The organism is Acinetobacter sp. AS5, assembly GCF_048957595.1.
Lineage (GTDB): Bacteria > Pseudomonadota > Gammaproteobacteria > Pseudomonadales > Moraxellaceae > Acinetobacter.
In genome coordinates, this window is the sequence record NZ_JARDAL010000046.1 from 13,770 (window position 1) to 31,897 (window position 18,128).

Sequence of the window (18,128 nt, forward strand, 5' to 3'; positions counted from 1 at the left end):
ATTTATACTATATTTTTATATTAACTAAATGATAAATAAGAAAATAAAAATAAAAGATAAATTTTAAAAAATTAATATTTGGAGCAGGATTAATTGCTTGTAAAACAAGCAAATGATATGCAAGTGTATAAAATTAGAGTTAAAAAATAAAAACCACTCGAAAGTGGTTTTTATTTAATCAGAGCTTAGAAGCGATAGCCCATTTTTAAGCCGTAACCTAAAGCATGGTTATCTTCAAATTGTGCTACAGAGTTTCCTGTACCAAACATTGATGCAGGTTGAGCTTTAACATCACCTAACCAGAAGTACTTCACACCACCAGCGATAAAGTAGTTTGCAGCAGGTGAGAATTGCAGACCTAGGCCAACATTCCAGTAACCTTCAGTTGGACCTAAAGTTGAAACAGGGTTGCCTGCACCTGAATCCCAACCTACAGAGACATTACCTGCCCATTTTTCATTAAATTTACGGCCTACACCTACAGTAGCTGACCATTGATCATCTGTATAACCCACTAAGTCAAAACCATTTGGATTATCTGGGGTTAAGCCTGCGGCACCTAAAGCTTCTGAAACTGTACCAAACTGTTCAGGACGAATTGAAAAATCTTCCCAGTTTACCCAGCGCACATTAGCAAAAGCGACTGTGTCAGCCATGATACCAGTTTGGAAATCAAGGTTTACAGATTGTGGAGTTGTAATTTTAGTAGTAGTGTTTTCGTTATATACCGCACCTGGCCCAGGAACTAAACCAGTTAAAACTAAGCTTGTACCATATTCATTCGTTGCTGCTTCATGATCAATTTCAGAACGATACGTTAAAGATGCTTTTAATGCGATTTCAGGAATTTGGTAAGCTAAACCTGCAATCCAGCCTACTGCAGAATCTTCTTTCATATCTGCATTATATTGGCCTAATGCAATAGTAGAACCGTATGCGGTACCACGTAATTGAACATTCCCTTTAATGGTCTGGTATACTGCACCACCATATAGGTTCCAGTTTTCAGTTGGTTGGAAACCTAATAGGAACGTTAAATTTTCGGTTGTAACTTCTACTTCAGTTGCTTCTTGGCCGTTATGGAATAAGCCTTGTCCAGCAAATAATGCAGCTGGAAGACCCAAACCTGCTAATGCTGGGTTTGCTCCAGCATCACCAACTGAATAGGCCGCATCAGCACCAAAAGGTTGATCATATAAAAGACCCACTGATAAATTATCAGCTACTTGAAACTTTAATGCTGCACTTGGGAAGTAATAATCTTCGCCCATGTCTGATAGAGAGGTATTCTCAAGACCAGCTAATGCTGCAGGAATAGCAGGGTTAGGAGTATAGCCTGCATTAGCTTTACCAGATACAGATGGATCTAATACAGAAATACCAGCCTCAAAGTAATTACCTGGTTGTAAAAACGCTGCGATAGATTGACCTGAGCGATCTAAAGCTGCTGCAAATGCACCCGTCATTGGTACAGTTGCGAGAATCATTGCAGTAGTTAATGTTTTTAATTTCATTTACGTCTTTCCTTGAGGTACAAATTTATATCTAGCGTTGTTGTTTGCACTTATTAAATTCTTGGAGATTTCGGGTATTTATCCGCAATCATTTGTTACTCCATGTGACAAAAATAGCACAATTAAAATAAGAGTAAATGCTCTAGAAAAAACTAATTAGTCTAAAAAAGCATCAAAATAGAGTTTTTACACCAAAAAATAGCCTCATTTTGAAATAAGTATTTGAAAGTAAAAGAAATAAAATAATGAAGAAAAAATGATTTTTTGTATAAAAAATATTCTAAAAATATGAAGATTAACGCTAATTTTTTGAAGTATAGATCACATTTTGAAAGGATGATGCGCCCTGCGGGACTCGAACCCACGTCGGTCGCTTAGGAGGCAACTGCTCTATCCAGTTAAGCTAAGGGCGCGAAAAGAAGGCTATTGTACTGTAAAAAATACAAAAAAAAGTTATTGCCGAAGCAATAACTTTTAAGGACTCATAGCTACAGGAGTTGTCTAGGTATTTTTAGGCTTAAGTAACTTAAACAGACCGAACATGACCACAATCCAAAGCGGGATCATCAAAATAGATTCCTGGAATCCTTGCGTCCACATGATGTAAAGAATCGTAAGAATAAAACCAAGAACCAGAATATTGCCCGCCGGAGACCACAGCGCAGGGAAGGAAGTCTTTTGTCCTAGCTTTTTCATGCTCTGAATGAACTTGAGATGGGTCAGGGTAATCATGGCCCAGTTCAATACCAATGCACCGACTACGATGTAAATCAGATGACTTAGGGCATCTTCAGGCACGAAGTAGTTGAGTAGCACACAGCCAAAAATCAGCGCGGCAGAGAACAATACAGCAGGAATTGGCGTACCTTGCTTATTCACTTTCATGAAGACTTTAGGTGCATTTCCTTGTTGAGCCAGACCATAGAGCATACGGCTGTTGGCGTACATACCACTGTTATATACAGACAATGCTGCTGTCAGGATAATAAAGTTCAGTAAGTGTGCTGCCCAGTCAATGCCAAGCTGGCTGAAAATCATCACGAACGGACTTTTGTCCAGACCACCAAGTTCAAGCTGATTCCAAGGCACGAGTGACAACAGAATCGTCAAAGCACCGACATAGAAAATCAGAATACGGAAAACCACCTGATTAATTGCTTTCGGAATGGTTTTTTCCGGATTTTCAGCTTCTGCAGCCGCCATACCGATCAGTTCAATACCACCGAAGGCAAACATCAGGAAGGCCAGCATGTAGAACAGACCTTCAAAACCATTCGGGAAGAAACCGCCCGCGGTCCAAAGATTGCTAAAAGATGCGCCTGAAGAAGCATCAGCAGTCAGGATCAGATACAGGCCAAAGACAATCATCGAGATGACCGCAGTCACTTTAATGATGGAAAGCCAGAATTCTGATTCACCGTAGAATTTCACATTGCCGAGGTTGACCAGTGTAATCACGATAAAGAAAAACAGTACCGATGCCCAGGCTGGAATATGCGGCCACCAGTAGTTGATATATTTCGCAACTGCGGTAAGTTCGGTCATGGCTACCAGGATATACAAAATCCAGTAGTTCCAACCCGCAAGGAAACCGGGAAATTTTCCCCAGTATTTATAAGCAAAATGGCTGAATGAACCTGCGACAGGTTCATGAACAATCATCTCACCCAATTGACGCATGATTAAAAATGCAATCAGGCCCCCAATGGCATAGCCTAAAATAATAGAAGGACCCGCAGATTGGATCACCTGTGCGGAACCTAAGAATAAGCCTGTGCCAATTGCACCGCCCATGGCGATCAACTGAATATGACGGTTCTTTAAGCCACGCTGAAGTTGTGAAGACTCGTTATTCAAAGTGTTCAGCCCGACAATGGAAAATGATAAGTGGCTGATTGTAATTGATCAGACTAAAGAAGCCTAGTCCATCCTAAGAATGAAATATTGTTGGAGGAATAATAAAAAATATTCATATAAATAACTGAAATAAAATATAAATGAATCAATATATTAATTTTATTGAAACTGTTACTGACGAGTTCTCTGTTTTCTTGGATAAAACACAAATGCCGTTTTTTTATACTAAGGTCTGGCAGTCAAGCAGTTCTGCTTTCAACATACTATACTTTGAATATAAATATTGAATAACCTGTACGAAAACAAAGACAAGTCAAAGGATGAAATAATTCATGAGTTTTGCCGCCCAAATCAAGATTCCTGCAACCTATATGCGTGGAGGCACCAGTAAAGGTGTTTTCTTTAAGCTAGATGATCTGCCTGTAGAAGCACAACAGCCTGGCCGGATTCGTGATCAGCTTTTACTACGCGTGATTGGTAGCCCAGATCCATACGGGAAACAGATCGACGGTATGGGTGGTGCCAGTTCCAGTACCAGTAAAACGGTGATCCTGTCAAAAAGCCTGCACGCTGATCATGATGTCGATTATTTATTTGGTCAGGTGTCAATTGACCGTCCTTTTGTAGACTGGAGCGGTAACTGCGGCAATCTGACCGCGGCAGTGGGAGCATTTGCCATTTCCAATGGTCTGGTCGATGCCGAACGTATTCCTGAAAATGGGTTATGCACGGTACGGATCTGGCAGGCCAATATCCAGAAAGCCATTATCGCGCATGTGCCGATGCAAAATGGACAGGTGCAGGAGCTGGGTGATTTCGTACTGGATGGCGTAACCTTTCCTGCAGCGGAAGTGCAGATCGAGTTTCTGGATCCAGCTGATGACGATGCTGAAGGCGGTTCAATGTTTCCAACAGGTAATCTGGTCGATACTTTGGAAGTTCCCAATATTGGCAGTTTCGAAGTGACCATGATTAATGCCGGCATTCCGACGGTATTTTTGAATGCTGGAGATCTCGGTTATAAGGGTACCGAGCTTCAGGATCATATCAATAATGACGTGGCAGCCCTGACAAAATTTGAAACGATTCGTGCCTATGCTGCGAAGCAGATGGGACTGATTCAGGATATTGCAGAAGCCGTAACCCGACAACACACGCCAAAAATTGCCTTTGTTGCACCACCGAGTAGCTATACCTCTTCAAGTGGCAAGACCGTCACTGAATCGGATACCGATATTCTGGTTCGGGCCTTGTCTATGGGTAAACTCCATCATGCCATGATGGGCACGGCTGCGGTGGCTATTGGTACAGCAGCTGCCATTCCCGGAACATTGGTGAACCGGGTCGCAGGTGGGGTAGAGCGTGAAGCGGTGCGTTTCGGTCATCCTTCCGGGACTTTGAGAGTGGGTGCACAAGCAAGTTTTGAAAATGGTGAGTGGAAAGTGACGAAAGCGATTATGAGCCGTAGTGCCCGCGTGTTGATGGAAGGCTGGGTGCGCGTACCAGAAGATGTTCTCGTTTAAATGCCGTGCATACATTTAGCTTGAATAAAACCACCGGTTCTGCGGTGGTTTTTTATGGTTTAAAATCTCTGCCTTGCTTATTTGATGTTGAATAGTAAATTTCAGCAGAACAATACGATTTATGGCTGAAAATTCAAGGCATTTCTAGGTACAATGCCTGAATCAGCGTACAGGCATTTATTCGCTTGTCATTTTATTTTTCTGGACTACGTATTCGAGGCGAATGTGTCATCTATCACTGACGTATCAACCCATGCACTCACACAAGCACAACATCGCATTCAACAGGATTTATTGACCGCTCTGGAAGCCTTTGCTATTCCGGAACCTTTAAGGTCGGCAGTCCATCATGCTGTGATGCTTGGCGGTAAACGAGTACGTCCAGCGCTATGCTATGCCACCGCTGCATTAAAACCCAACCAGAATAGTGCTGCAGTGCGTCGTGCAGCGGTTGCGATCGAGTTTATTCACTGCTATTCACTGGCCCATGATGATCTGCCGTGTATGGACAATGATTTGTTGCGCCGTGGCCAGCCAACCTGTCATGTGGCTTATGGAGAAGATACAGCACTTTTGGCAGGTGATATCCTGCAGTCTATGGCTTTCGAAATCTTGGGTAGCCGTCTGTTTGATCAGGGGCCAGCGGTAGAAGCTTCCATTGTACTGAAGCAGATGCAGATTCTGGCAACCGCTTCTTCGAAAATGGTGAATGGTCAGGTTTTAGATTTGCAGTCTGAAGGCAAGAAAATCGATCAGCAAGCACTGGAAAATATTCATCGCAATAAAACCGGTGCTTTGATTAGTGCCGCGATCATGATGGCGGCGGTGACTATTTTTGAGGGTACCGATCTGGCCATTCCTAAATTACGTGAGTTTGGACAGGCGATTGGTCTGGCCTTTCAGGTACAGGATGATATTTTGGATATTATTTCCGATACCGAAGTGTTGGGGAAAACAGCCGGCAAGGATGAACAGGTAGAAAAATCGACCTATCCGGCATTGATGGGTTTGGAGCAGGCCAAAGCCTATGCCCAGCAATTACATGATCAGGCGATCAATGCCTTGAACCATTTTGAAGGGGCGGAAGAGTTGAGGCAAATTACCCAGTTCCTGCTCACGCGCAAAAGCTGATTGAAAAATTATTTTTCTAAAAAATTTTAAAGGAACCGCATAAAAAAAGAGGACTAAAAGTCCTCTTTTTAGTTGATACAGAATTATTTGCTTTCGTTATACAGGCGTTCAGCTTCTTCAAAGCGGTCGGTAATTTCTGCTGTTGGTGCTTTACCCATCAGGCTCACCACTACAATCGCCAGCATTGAACAGATAAAACCAGGAACGATTTCATACAGGCCAGTGTCAGCAAACAGGTTCTTCCAGAAAATAACCACGACTGCACCCACAATCATACCTGCCAAAGCGCCATTCAAGGTCATGCGTTTCCAGAACAGTGACAGGATAATTAAGGGACCAAAGGCGGCACCAAAACCTGCCCAGGCATAGGCCACTAGACCCAGAACTTTAGATTCAGGATTACCCGCCATCCAGATCGCCAGCAAGGCAATCAGTAGCACCATCAAACGGCCAACCCAGACCAGTTCTTTTTGTGAGGCATTTTTACGCAGGAAAGATTTATAGAAGTCTTCCGTTAGAGTACTTGAGCAGACCAATAGCTGACAGCTTAAAGTACTCATTACTGCGGCAAGAATGGCAGCAAGCACCACACCGGCAATCCATGGATTAAACAGGATTTTGGTCAGTTCCATAAATACCGTTTCAGGATTGGCATTCACTGCAGCGGCCAGTTCCGGATGCTGCTGGAAATAGGCGATCCCGAAGAAGCCGGCTGCCACCGCACCACCCAGACATAGAATCATCCAGGTCATGCCAATACGGCGTGCATTTGGAATGGATTTGACTGAATCTGCAGCCATGAAGCGCACCAGAATATGCGGCTGGCCAAAGTAACCCAGACCCCAGGCAAGCAGAGAAATAATCGCAACAAAGCTCAGATCACCCAGAATATTCATTGCTTGAGGACGAGCAGCTTCCAGTGCCAAAGTCACCTGCGACATATCCGAGAACGCCATCAACGTCACGATTGGCGTCAGCAACAGGGCAAAGATCATCAGACCGGCTTGAATGGTATCGGTCCAGCTCACAGCCAGGAAGCCACCAATAAACACATAGCTGATGGTGGCAATGGCACTGATCCAGAGTGCGGTGCTATAAGACATGTCGAACATGCTTTCAAACAGGCGTGCACCTGCGACCATGCCGGAAGCACAGTAAATCGCAAAGAAAATCAGAATCACGAAAGCCGAAACAATACGCAGGATTTTCTTCTGGTCGTTAAAACGATTCGAGAAATAATCCGGCAGGGTCAGGGCATTGTGCTGGACTTCGGTATGCACCCTCAGACGGCCAGCAACCAGCAGCCAGTTGAGCCAGGCACCAATAATCAGGCCGATGGCAATCCACATTTCAGACAGACCGGAAAGATAAATCGCACCCGGTAGCCCCATCAGCAGCCAGCCACTCATGTCGGAAGCCCCTGCAGAAAGTGCAGTTACGAAACTCCCTAAACGTCGGCCCCCTAGGATGTAATCGGAAAAGTTGCTTGTCGCGCGATAAGCCATCAGGCCGATCACCACCATTGCGACAATATAGAAAAGAAAAGTAATTAAGGTTGGATTTAGGGAGCTCATACGGTATCCATTTTTAAGTTGGACAGTAGATCGAAACAAGGAATAAGACAGCTGCGAAAAGCTTTAATCCGAAAGCCAGGCAACATCAAATCCAGTAGATTTTAAAAATAAACGCGAAATTTAACCATAAATTCACATTTTTTGCTGAGATTTTCTTGCACGAATAAAAATAGGCAACCCTCGGGCTGCCTATGTATAAAGTCAAAAGATAAATTAGTTAGGACGGCCCATGACACCACGGATCGTATTTAATACATCGGCTGGAAGTACTACTGTCTTGGCATTTGGCGATTTGGCCATATCCTGCATGGCTTTAATATACTGTTCACCGAGTAAATAGGCGACCGGAATTTCATTATCACCAATGGCAGAAGTCACCATGTCAATTGCACGTTGTGAAGACTCAGCCAGCACCACTTGTGCTTCAGCATCACGGCGTGAGGCTTCCAGACGGCCATCCGCTTCCAGAATCGCGGCCTGTTTTTCACCATCAGCTTTGGTGACGGTTGCACGACGCTGACGTTCAGCAGCGGCCTGTTCTTCCATCGCTGTTTGCATAGTGATTGAAGGTTTAATATCCTGAATTTCTACAGTTTTTAAGGTAATACCCCAGTCCGAGATATCATCGGAAATACTGGATTTCAAGCGTGCCTTAATATGATCACGCGAAGATAAAGCATCATCCAGATCCATTTCCCCGACAATCGAACGCAGTGAGGTTTGCACAAGGTTCTGAATCGCCCAGGAATAGTTTTCAATCCCGTACACGGCTTTTTCTGGTGTGGTCAGATTAATATAAGCCACGGCATTCATCAGCAGGACCGCATTATCACGGGTAATCACTTCCTGTGAGGGAATATCCAAAACGATATCTTTAGTTGTGACTTTATAGGCGACTTCATCGACATAAGGAATGACAAAATTCAGGCCCGGATTTAGGGTGGTGTGGTATTTACCCAGACGCTGTACAATCCATTTGTAACCTTGTGGCACAATCCGCACACCTTTAAAAATGGTAATCGCAACAAAGGCCAGAAACGCGATAACAATGATAGAACCACCAGACATAGCTTATTCACCTTATTGATTTTGATAATTCGTGCTGTGAGGTTGTACGACCAGGTCATTACCCAGAATATCCACGACGCGAACGCGGTCTCCGACCTGAACTGGGTCCAGAGTTCGGCATTCCCATTCATCCGAACCTAAAACTGGCATCGGAAAGCGCACCCGGATTTGCCCATGATCCAGATTAGTCTGAATCACCATGCCCACCTGACCAATGGTCGCTTCACGCGATAGACCGGCTTTGGTCTTATCAATGGAAAGTGGCTTGATAAACTTAAACCAGAGCAGCGTACACAGAATAGAAAGTACGATCCAGGTCAGGAGCTGGGTCGTCAGTCCCATCATCGGGAACATCCAGTACAGGACGCCAACCATGATGGCACCGATCCCGAACCACAGGGCAGCAAATGCGGGCAGTAGTAATTCCGATAGAATCAGAAGGATGCCTAATACAAACCAGTGCCAAGGTTCAAGAACTAATTCCATATCGTGACCTATATCGCTAAGTATTTAATTAATCATCATCTTTATATGATTGATCTTCAATGTAGCAGATGCGGCCGCAGATGAATATAAAAAATTCATGCATCAAAATTTTGCCGGACGTGGCGGTTTAAATGCCGCGGGAGACTGCTTGAAGTTGCTAATGGCTTTTTCAATAGTACGGATTTTCAGCTGAGCAGCCTTTTCACCTTCCAGAATGGTGGCATTGCTGGCTTTCAGGTCTAAAGTACCAATATGGCCGACTTTGGGCTGGATCACCACATTGGCCTGACTCAGTTCCTCATGAATGCTTTGCTGTCCCATAATGTTCAGGGTCTGATCCAGTACACCCCACATGTTCAGGGCTTTATTGCCATCTGGGCGTGCAGAAATATCCACAGCAATCACAATATCTGCCCCCATATCTTTGGCGGTCTTGACCGGAATCGGACTGACCAGACCGCCATCGACATATTTGGTGCCGCCAATCACGGCAGGCACAAACACATTCGGAATACTGCAGGACGCTCGGACCGCCTGTCCGGCATTGCCTTTAATAAAGTCAGCTTTACGGCCATTGTCTAGGCGAGTGGCAACTGCAGCAAAACGAATCGGGAATTGCTCAATCGGTTTGTTCGCTACATTCTTGTTGACGAAATCCTGTAGTTTTTGTCCGGCAATAATCCCTTGTCGATTTAAAGTTAGGTCACGGATATCCGACTCTTTAAAATTCAGGGCAATCTGCTGTAACTGATAAGGCGATTTGCCACTGGCATACAGGCTACCGACAAAACTGCCGGCACTGGTACCGGTGACGATTTTCGGTTTGATGCCGTGTGATTCGAGCACTTTAATGACGCCAATATGGGCAAAACCTTTGGCACCGCCGCCACCGAGGGCAATGGCGACGACAGGTTCACGGGCTTTTAATGGCGTGGCAGGCGTAGGTGTTTTAGTGGCTTTGTCACAGGCTGCAAGACTGAAACCAAGGCAGCCAATTAAGGCATAACGGGCTAATTTCATTATAAAAACTGGTGATTAAATCAACAAAATTCAGGCTATCACATCAAAAAAAGCCGTATTTGCCTAGTCTTTTTTCAAAAGCTTTTGTAACGGCTTGGCCACCCAGTCCGGATTTTTGGCCGAGAATTTACCTTGATAATGCTGATAAATCTGTTCCAGATCGTATTCATAATCACCGGTCAGATGGTAGACGCCCAGGATATGAATGGTCTTGATATCATAATCAAAGGAAAACATCACAATCGGCAAATGGGCCGCCTTGGCAATATGATAAAAACCGCTTCGAATTTTTTCTGGTGCCTTACGTGAACCTTCCGGTGCCATACCGACCCAGATCTGCTGCGATTTTTCAATGATGTCTACAATCTGTCGGGTATGTTCTTGTGGACTATCTCGGACGACAGGAACCACACCAATCCATTCCAGAACCGGTTTGAGTGGAGTGTGAAACAGGCTGTCTTTACCGAAAATTGTAATCTGAATACCGAGACCAAGCAGGGCATTAAAACCCAGCCATGCATCAATATTGGAAGTGTGCGGGGAAATAATCGCCACAGCTTTAGGTAAGTCTGGAAATTCGCCTTCCAGACGCCAGCCCTGTGCCAAAAAAAGCTGCCTAAAAAAAGTCCGGCTCAGTTTGCTGCCACGAGCCGGGACATGCGGCGGGAGTTGGGGGAAACGTATTTGGGCCATTAGTTTTGTCTCTTCCTGAAACTAATTTTTCTTTATTTTTTATTATATTAGACTGTTGTAAAATCCGGATCATTGGCAAAATGTATAGCATCTTAAATGCTGGTGATGCATTTTCACCTTAAGGACTTGGCCTGCATATGCGGAATACCTATATTTTACTGTTTTCCCTATATTGGGCACAGGGGCTTCCGGTCGGATTTATGACGCATGCCTTACCGGTGATTCTGCGGGCTGAAGGGGTATCGCTGGCGCATATCGGTGGTTTTGGCCTGTTAATGCTGCCTTGGTCGATTAAAATATTCTGGGCACCTTGGGTTGATCGTTATGGGAAGAAATCCCAAGGTCATTACCGTAGCTGGATTATTCCCTTGCAATGGCTGTCAGTTGCTGTATTGATTGGGCTCTCATTTCTACCGATTCAGGCCTTGAATCAGCCGCTGTATTTAGCGCTGTTTTTTATCACGCTTTTACTGATGAATGGCATTGGCGCGACGCAGGATATTGCCACCGATGCACTGGCAGTCAATATTCTGAAAAATGAACAGCAACACTGGGGCAATACCTTTCAGGTTATCGGTTCGCGTCTGGGATTCATTGTCGGAGGCGGGGCCATATTATGGTTGTTAGATCTGCTGCAATGGCAAGCCACCTTTCTATTATTGGCGGCTTTGGTCTTTCTTAATACTTTACCCATTTTACTTTTTAGAGAACCTCAGCATTCAATAATTATCACGCCATCTAATAAAGGACCTGTGCTCAGTAATATTAAAACCTATTTTCAATACTTCTGGTCAAATATAACCTTGGCGAGGTGGCTTCTGGTTTTACTGACCTTTAAAATCGCCGATGGTTTATCCGGGCCTTTATTAAAACCTTTAATGGTAGATCTCGGACTGAGCTTTAGCCAGATTGGCCTTTATGTCACCATGCTGGGAGCCTTGGCTTCCTTGATTGGAGCAGGACTGGCGGGCTGGTGTCTGAAGTACTGGTCTCGCAGCTCGAGTTTGATCGTTTTCTCAATTTTAAAAATATTAAGTTTAATGGCTTATGCCTGGCTGGCTGCGCAGTATGATGCTCAAAACAAAGTACAAAACTGGATGATATATCTGATCAATGCGGCCGAAGACATGATTTCTGCCATGCTCTTGGTGGTCATGTTGACCTTGGTCATGCAATACAGTCGCAAGCATCTGGCAGGGACAGATTTCACCTTCCAGGTGGCGCTGATGGCCACGGTGAGTGGGGGACTTTATAGCCTGAGTGGCATTTTGGGAGATACTTTAGGCTATCAAAATTATCTGAATCTGATCGTGATCGTAGCAATTATGTGTTTAATTCCAATTTTCCGATGGATGAAAGTTGCAAAAAAAGTATAAAATTTCTAAATAATCAACTATTTGGTTAAATGTTAGCCTAAAGTACTAAATAGAATATATAAATATTAATTTAATAATTTTGTAATATAAGCGCCGTGTGTATTATTTGTTACAAAATAAATTAAGGATATTTTTGATGAAAACTAAGTTAGCAACAGCAATTGCATTCAGCCTTTTGGCGGGGACAACTTTTGCAGCACCAACTTTCTATGGTGAGATTGATGCGTCAGTAGATTACTTACCTGAAGATAATGCCAATGGTAATCGTGATGTTGTGGAAGTAAACAGCAACAATTCATTTCTTGGTTTAAAAGGCGATGAAAAACTGACTGACCGTTTAAGCGCACTTTATCAAGCTGAATTCACTTTCTATACAGATGATGGTGAAAATGTATCTGCGACGGATGATGACGCATTTGTTCCAAGAAATATTTTTGTAGGTATTAAAGATGCAAAACTTGGTACATTAAAAGTGGGTAAAATTGATACTCCTGTAAAACAGCTATCTTCAGTAGTAGATACTTTTAACAACTATATTGATAATAAAGCAGATATGGCAGGTATTTTTACCGGTGAAAATCGTGTTGATAATGTAGTTGTTTATGAGTCACCAGCGTTCGCAGTTGCAGGTGGTAAGTTAAATGCTAATTTATTGCTAGCAACAGGTGAAGCAGATGGTATTGATAAGTCAAAAGGTGGTGTGAAAGTTGCGGGCCGTGGTTTAGGCGATGCTTTCTCTACTTCTCTTATTTATGATAATAAAAAAGTAGTGGCCGGTCTTGGTTATGATAAAGCGATTCCATCTAACTTCGCAGGTCGTGGCTTCGTAAATGCTTCTACTCCAGAAGTAACAGGTGGAGTAGCAGGTAGTGCGTTTGCTGCTGCAAATACGATTCGTGCGATTGGTCGTGTAAATTTGGATAGTGGTTTAGCACTTAAAGCATTATACCAAACATCAGAAGTTGAAGATGTTGCAGGTAATGACGCTGCAGCAGCATTTATTGATGATCAACAAGCTTGGTTAATTGGAGCTGAATACAATCTGCCAACAGCAAAAGCATGGACAGTAAAAGGTCAATATAGTCAAAGTACAACCGAATTTACTACTGCCAAAGCTGATTATGAAGCTCAACAAATTCTAGTTGGTGCAGACTATGCATTCAGCAAGCAGGTGAAAGCATATGGTTATGCGGGCTACCTAATGTTAGAACAAGGTTCAAATGAAACGGATCAGCCAGTTGTAGGTACAGGTGTTGAATACAAATTCTAATTTAGATTTTGTACTCTAAGAAAAGGCGATGCTTTGGCATCGCTTTTTTTATGCTTAAAACAACAAAACTTAGCAATTTTATGTCTGATCTAACAAGTTTCGGACTGTTAACATGATTGAAAGTTTCAGCATTTCGTTTTAAAAATTATGCCTATTCAAGCTGTTTTATTTGACCTCGACAATACCTTGACCCATCGTGATCTGACTGCACAGGCTTATAGCCGTTATCTGGCAGAATACTATGCGCCAGCATTGAAACAGGTCGATTCAGATAAAATTATCGAGATTGTAAGACGCATCGATAATGGCGGTTATCCTAAAAAGGAACTGCTGACGCATGGTAGTATCGGGGCTTCGGCTGCTTATGCGTTGTTGCAGGAACTGTCTTGGTTAAATCCCCCAACCATAGATGAACTGGCCCAATTCTGGTTTAGCCAGTTTGGCCGTTTCGCCGTAGAAATGCCGGCAGCAGAGCAAGTATTAACGCAGCTGAAAGATGAGGGTTATCAGCTGGCCATTGTTTCCAATGGCGGACATGACACCCGTTTAAATACGATTCGGGGTTTGGGTATTGAAACTTATTTTGATGAGATCATCAGTTCGGGACTAGTAGGTTTTAACAAGCCGCAGCCGGAAATATTCCAGATCACTGCAGAGCGTCTAAGCGTGCAGCCTACACAGTGCCTGTATATTGGCGACCATCCAATTAATGATGTACAGGGAGCTACAGAGGCCGGAATGCATGCATTATGGATGCAAGGCTTTCATGCAGATGCTGAACATATCCAATATAAAATTCAGCAACTGCCGGAAATTTTTGCCCATTTGCAGTTATTAAATCGTGCTTAAGTAATTCTTAAACAGTCAATCGTTTCGGCCCATTGCGAAGAATCACAGCGCGGACATTGCTGGTTGGCATGTGAAAGGGTTTGTACCTGTCCACAGTAAATGCAAGCATATAATTGCCCGGCCTTGACCTGTTGGACTATAGAGCAGGTTTTAGGAAAAAGTGGCAGCCCAGGCCGGACCTCATCCGATTTGAAAAACAGGATACTGAACTTACCGTCAGTTTCCAGTAAACCGGTGCGTACCTGACCCAGATGTTCTACGCCTTGCTGGCGCATTTCGGCAAAGAATTCATCATGTGACATTTTACCTTTTTTAATCTCTTCAACGACCAGCACGCCATCTTCTACGATATAAATCGGTTTACCTTCCAGCAGGTCTTCGAACCACTGATATTTCATCATAAGCCAAGTGGTCAGACGGTACATGATAATAATCACCGACATCACCAGAACTGCCTGAATCAGGGGAATATCTTCGGTAAACATCGGGTCACCAGCAATCGAACCCAAGCTCAAAATGATAGCGACTTCGAAGATGGAAAGCTGACGTACCCCGCGTTTTCCAGTCAGGCGAAGAAACAGGATAATCATGGTGTACATCAGGGCACAACGCAGCAAAATTTCTGCAGTAAACTCCCAGGTGGTGTCATGTATAAATATCGTGGCCCAGTCCATTTAAATTCTTTATCCTCATTTTGCTCTTTGGCTCGAGTCTAGCAATATCGGTATTTTATTTGCTGCTGTGTTTATGTAAGTTTATGAATAAAGATAGATTCTATTTAAAAAAGAAGCTTGAGCTTAAAAATACAGCTATTTAATTTATTCAGAATAAGATAGAGATTTCATGTAAATAATGCATAAAAAATCAGCAGATTAAATTTGAAGGAGATCACATTCTTTGCTGTCTATTTTTAAATCTATAAATTTTTTATCCATTTGAAATTTATCAATATAAGTTACGAATAACTTATTTTGAATATCTAGTAGTATTTAGAAATTTGTAAGCAAATCACCTCATTTCTATAAACATCTGTAGTTTGTGGCCTGAAAAATAGAGTGATTACACCAGGTTAATAAACTGTTTTTAAATTAGAAATTGTGATTTTGACTTCCAACAAGGGATGTATTGTGAAAAAAATATTCACGCTTTTAACGGTTATGGGTTTAAGTACAGCGGTCTGGGCAGATGCGGATTGGGATTATACTCAGCCTGAGCAATGGTCGACTTTGAGCCAGAAATATTCGGCCTGTAATGGTCTGAACCAGTCACCAATTAATATTGAGCGAACAGTGAAAGCAGAACTGGAACCGCTCAAGTTCAGCTATAACACCATGATTCATGCGATCGAAAATAAAGGTCATACCGTTCAGGTGGATTTTGCGCAAGGTGGTGAATTGCAGCTAGATGGCGATACCTTTGTACTGAAGCAGTTTCATTTGCACAGCCCGAGTGAAAACCTGATCAAGGGTAAAAGCTATCCACTGGAAATCCACTTTGTCCATGCCAATGCCAAAGGTGAGCTGGCTGTGGTGGGGATGATGTTCGAGCAGGGTGCAGAAAGCCAGATGCTCAAACGCATGTGGAATCGCCTACCAAAAAAACAGGGTGAAAAAGTGGTTTTGAAAACGCCACAAGCGGTGAACCAGATGTTGCCTAAGAATCTGGATTATTATCGCTTTAGCGGCTCGCTGACCACACCTCCATGTTCGGAAGGAGTACGCTGGCTGATCCTGAAAGATATTCAGCAGGCTTCTGCCAAGCAGATTTCGGAATTTGCCAAACTGATGGGACACCCAAATAACCGTCCGGTGCAGTCATTGAATGGCCGTGTAGTGCTGGAATAATCAATATGAGAGCGAAAAAGCAGACTTTGATCTGCTTTTTTTAATTCTGATACAAATTTCGAAAGGGCACACTGAAAAGGACTTTGTGACGAAAGCTGAAAGATTTAAGATAGATATTATTTCTTCTTTGACCTTCTCCTGCCATGCTCTTTGACTTAAAAACCATGATTCAGCCATTCACAGCGCTTTCGCCACAGCAGAAGAAGCTGGATCATCTGATTGATAAAATCGAGCAACAGAAACAGGAATTACAACAATGGCAACAGGCTGAAGAAGAGCTGCAGCAATATACCCATAAAACCTTCATGCCGGTCTATCATGAATTGCATGGTGTACTGTTCAAGCAGCTGGAACAGCTCTGGAAGCACCTGCAGGAAACCACATTTTCCAAGGCAGAACTGGTGGTGCTGGATGAAAAGATTCAGTACCTTGCAAATTATCTAAAAGACTCTCAGGCGATGTCGGTGCAAAAAAACCATAAAGTGAATGAAATTTTCACTTACTATCAGCAACGTGCCGAACACACCCAATTCAGAAAAAGCCAAAAGAAAATAAATGAACTGGAAACATTCTTTAAAAATGAGAATCTCTCAGATCTTGCAGATGCAGAAGTATTTGAAGAATGGGAATCAGATCATTTTCAGCAGGCACGTGAGCAAGCCAGATTAAAACGCCAGCAGGAAAAACAGGAACAGGCAACAGCAATGGCAGAGCAGTCATTGAAAACCGTTTATTTAAAAATTGCTGCCATCATTCACCCTGACCGTGAAGTGAATGATGTCAAAAAAATCAAGAAAACTGAATTACTGCAACGTGCCAATGAGGCGTATGCAGAGCAGGATCTGTTTACGTTACTGCAAATGCAACTGCAGATTGAACAAGATCAGGATGTTTCAAAAAAAGGTTTAAGCGCAGAGCAACTCAAGTTTTATCAACTGGCTCTGGATGCACAGAGTCAGAAATTACAAGAGCAGATCGATACATTGATTCATAGATTGGTCTGGTCATCGAAAACCAGAATTGCAGTGAAAAAGGCGAAGGGCAAGGTCCAGATTGCAGACCTGTATAAGCAGATTGATGAAGATACTTTAGCCATTAAACAGCAGATTAAAGTAGAAAAAGAACGGTTGATGTATATCAAAAAGGTAAGTGGCTTAGAGATGTTTTTAAGGCATGGAATGCTTTAAAGTTTTTCTCCCTCTCCCTTTGGGATGAAAAGCACTGCTTCGCAAGGGGGTGAGGGTTAATCATCTAAATCATCATCTTTTCCATTAGTTTTAGCTTCTATATTTTTCTTAAACATTTCTATTAATTCTTTTTCCTCTTCTGAAAGAACAGAATGATCAGCAGAGTCAATTATGTTTGATATGCGTGGAATATCTAAAAAATTTTCTACAGTATCAGCTTTAATTTTTTTTGAAACATTCGATATTGTATAAAAATCATTGGATGATCGAGTCACTTGAATCATCTTGCTGAGTATTTTTAAGACTCCATTTATATCTTGAGTTTGTTTTTCGAACCAAGTGAGTACATCAGAAGAATTCCCCCATTCTTTCCAACGATACATGAGTGAAAGGAATGATGTATTTTTTAATAGACTTTCAGGATTTGAATTAGCGAATTGATTTAATTGATTTATAAAATCATTTTTGAGTTGTTCAAAATCATATTCTTCGAATATTGTTTCATTATTCTTTTCTTTGTTTTGATGTTCTGCGGTTAGAATGTAATCAATAATTGAAAAATTAGAATTTTGATTAGGGTCTGTTGACATTTTCTGTTCAAAAAAATAGCGAGAAAGTAAAATTTAATCGCCAAACTAAATTTACTTCTCGCTATGCCTCGTACAATGCTGAATGATCAACACTGGTCTAAGTTACTTTCTATTTTCCGAAATTTTGATATCTATTTCAAATCTAA

16 protein-coding genes, 1 tRNA gene and 1 pseudogene are annotated in these 18,128 nt (G+C 42.6%); 8 read left to right on the forward strand and 10 right to left on the reverse strand.

The window, feature by feature from the left end:
* Positions 1–185 precede the first annotated feature (185 nt).
* From PV763_RS13950 to PV763_RS13960, 3 genes are all read right to left on the reverse strand, one after another.
* Positions 186–1,514: an OmpP1/FadL family transporter gene (locus PV763_RS13950; RefSeq protein WP_213686982.1), complete on the reverse strand. Its 1,329-nt coding sequence runs from the start codon at positions 1,512–1,514 to the stop codon at positions 186–188.
* A gap of 340 nt (positions 1,515–1,854) precedes the next feature.
* Positions 1,855–1,927: transfer RNA gene (locus tag PV763_RS13955), tRNA-Arg, on the reverse strand.
* A gap of 88 nt (positions 1,928–2,015) precedes the next feature.
* A complete protein-coding gene (locus PV763_RS13960; protein WP_005247009.1) occupies positions 2,016–3,371 on the reverse strand; it encodes an amino acid permease in 1,356 nt (451 codons plus the stop codon).
* Between the two features lie 332 nt (positions 3,372–3,703).
* On the opposite strand from PV763_RS13960, the gene prpF reads away from it, so the two are divergent.
* The gene (gene prpF / locus PV763_RS13965; RefSeq protein WP_396469845.1) at positions 3,704–4,894 is read left to right on the forward strand and encodes a 2-methylaconitate cis-trans isomerase PrpF; all 1,191 of its coding nucleotides are present in this window, start codon (positions 3,704–3,706) and stop codon (positions 4,892–4,894) included.
* Between the two features lie 225 nt (positions 4,895–5,119).
* A complete protein-coding gene (locus PV763_RS13970; RefSeq protein WP_247143972.1) occupies positions 5,120–6,025 on the forward strand; it encodes a polyprenyl synthetase family protein in 906 nt (301 codons plus the stop codon).
* A gap of 83 nt (positions 6,026–6,108) precedes the next feature.
* On the opposite strand, the gene putP is transcribed toward PV763_RS13970, so the two are convergent.
* The 5 genes from putP to PV763_RS13995 form a co-directional block, all read right to left on the reverse strand.
* Positions 6,109–7,599, reverse strand: a complete 1,491-nt coding sequence (gene putP / locus PV763_RS13975; protein WP_044111220.1) for a sodium/proline symporter PutP — start codon at positions 7,597–7,599, stop codon at positions 6,109–6,111.
* A gap of 213 nt (positions 7,600–7,812) precedes the next feature.
* Positions 7,813–8,667 (reverse strand): SPFH domain-containing protein, encoded by an 855-nt coding sequence (locus PV763_RS13980; RefSeq protein WP_004279377.1) that lies wholly within the window; start codon positions 8,665–8,667, stop codon positions 7,813–7,815.
* Positions 8,668–8,679: 12 nt separating this feature from the next.
* Complete coding sequence (locus tag PV763_RS13985; protein WP_005247004.1) at positions 8,680–9,153, reverse strand: NfeD family protein; 474 nt, start codon at positions 9,151–9,153, stop codon at positions 8,680–8,682.
* 102 nt (positions 9,154–9,255) lie between these two features.
* Complete coding sequence (locus PV763_RS13990) at positions 9,256–10,173, reverse strand: patatin-like phospholipase family protein (protein ID WP_420938054.1); 918 nt, start codon at positions 10,171–10,173, stop codon at positions 9,256–9,258.
* Positions 10,174–10,236: 63 nt separating this feature from the next.
* A complete protein-coding gene (locus PV763_RS13995) occupies positions 10,237–10,866 on the reverse strand; it encodes a 1-acyl-sn-glycerol-3-phosphate acyltransferase (RefSeq protein WP_278357181.1) in 630 nt (209 codons plus the stop codon).
* A gap of 137 nt (positions 10,867–11,003) precedes the next feature.
* Here PV763_RS13995 and PV763_RS14000 point away from each other — a divergent pair, with 137 nt between their 5' ends.
* From PV763_RS14000 to PV763_RS14010, 3 genes are all read left to right on the forward strand, one after another.
* The gene (locus tag PV763_RS14000; RefSeq protein ID WP_420938055.1) at positions 11,004–12,242 is read left to right on the forward strand and encodes an MFS transporter; all 1,239 of its coding nucleotides are present in this window, start codon (positions 11,004–11,006) and stop codon (positions 12,240–12,242) included.
* Positions 12,243–12,378: 136 nt separating this feature from the next.
* Entirely contained in the window at positions 12,379–13,512 is a 1,134-nt protein-coding gene (locus PV763_RS14005) for a porin (RefSeq protein WP_420938056.1), read from the forward strand.
* Positions 13,513–13,659: 147 nt separating this feature from the next.
* Complete coding sequence (locus PV763_RS14010) at positions 13,660–14,361, forward strand: HAD family hydrolase (RefSeq protein ID WP_420938057.1); 702 nt, start codon at positions 13,660–13,662, stop codon at positions 14,359–14,361.
* On the opposite strand, the gene PV763_RS14015 is transcribed toward PV763_RS14010, so the two are convergent.
* Positions 14,358–15,035, reverse strand: coding sequence for a DUF421 domain-containing protein (locus PV763_RS14015; RefSeq protein WP_420938058.1), 678 nt, complete (start codon positions 15,033–15,035; stop codon positions 14,358–14,360). The genes PV763_RS14010 and PV763_RS14015 overlap by 4 nt on opposite strands.
* A 483-nt stretch (positions 15,036–15,518) precedes the next feature.
* On the opposite strand from PV763_RS14015, the gene PV763_RS14020 reads away from it, so the two are divergent.
* Both PV763_RS14020 and PV763_RS14025 read left to right on the forward strand, forming a co-directional pair.
* Complete coding sequence (locus PV763_RS14020; protein ID WP_114541195.1) at positions 15,519–16,205, forward strand: carbonic anhydrase; 687 nt, start codon at positions 15,519–15,521, stop codon at positions 16,203–16,205.
* A 143-nt stretch (positions 16,206–16,348) separates the two neighbouring features.
* Positions 16,349–17,392: a molecular chaperone DnaJ gene (locus PV763_RS14025; protein WP_420938059.1), complete on the forward strand. Its 1,044-nt coding sequence runs from the start codon at positions 16,349–16,351 to the stop codon at positions 17,390–17,392.
* Between the two features lie 56 nt (positions 17,393–17,448).
* On the opposite strand, the gene PV763_RS14030 is transcribed toward PV763_RS14025, so the two are convergent.
* Entirely contained in the window at positions 17,449–17,982 is a 534-nt protein-coding gene (locus tag PV763_RS14030) for a hypothetical protein (RefSeq protein WP_420938060.1), read from the reverse strand.
* A 63-nt stretch (positions 17,983–18,045) separates the two neighbouring features.
* On the opposite strand from PV763_RS14030, the pseudogene PV763_RS14035 reads away from it, so the two are divergent.
* Positions 18,046–18,128, forward strand: a pseudogene (locus tag PV763_RS14035) (IS5/IS1182 family transposase); the annotation flags it as partial.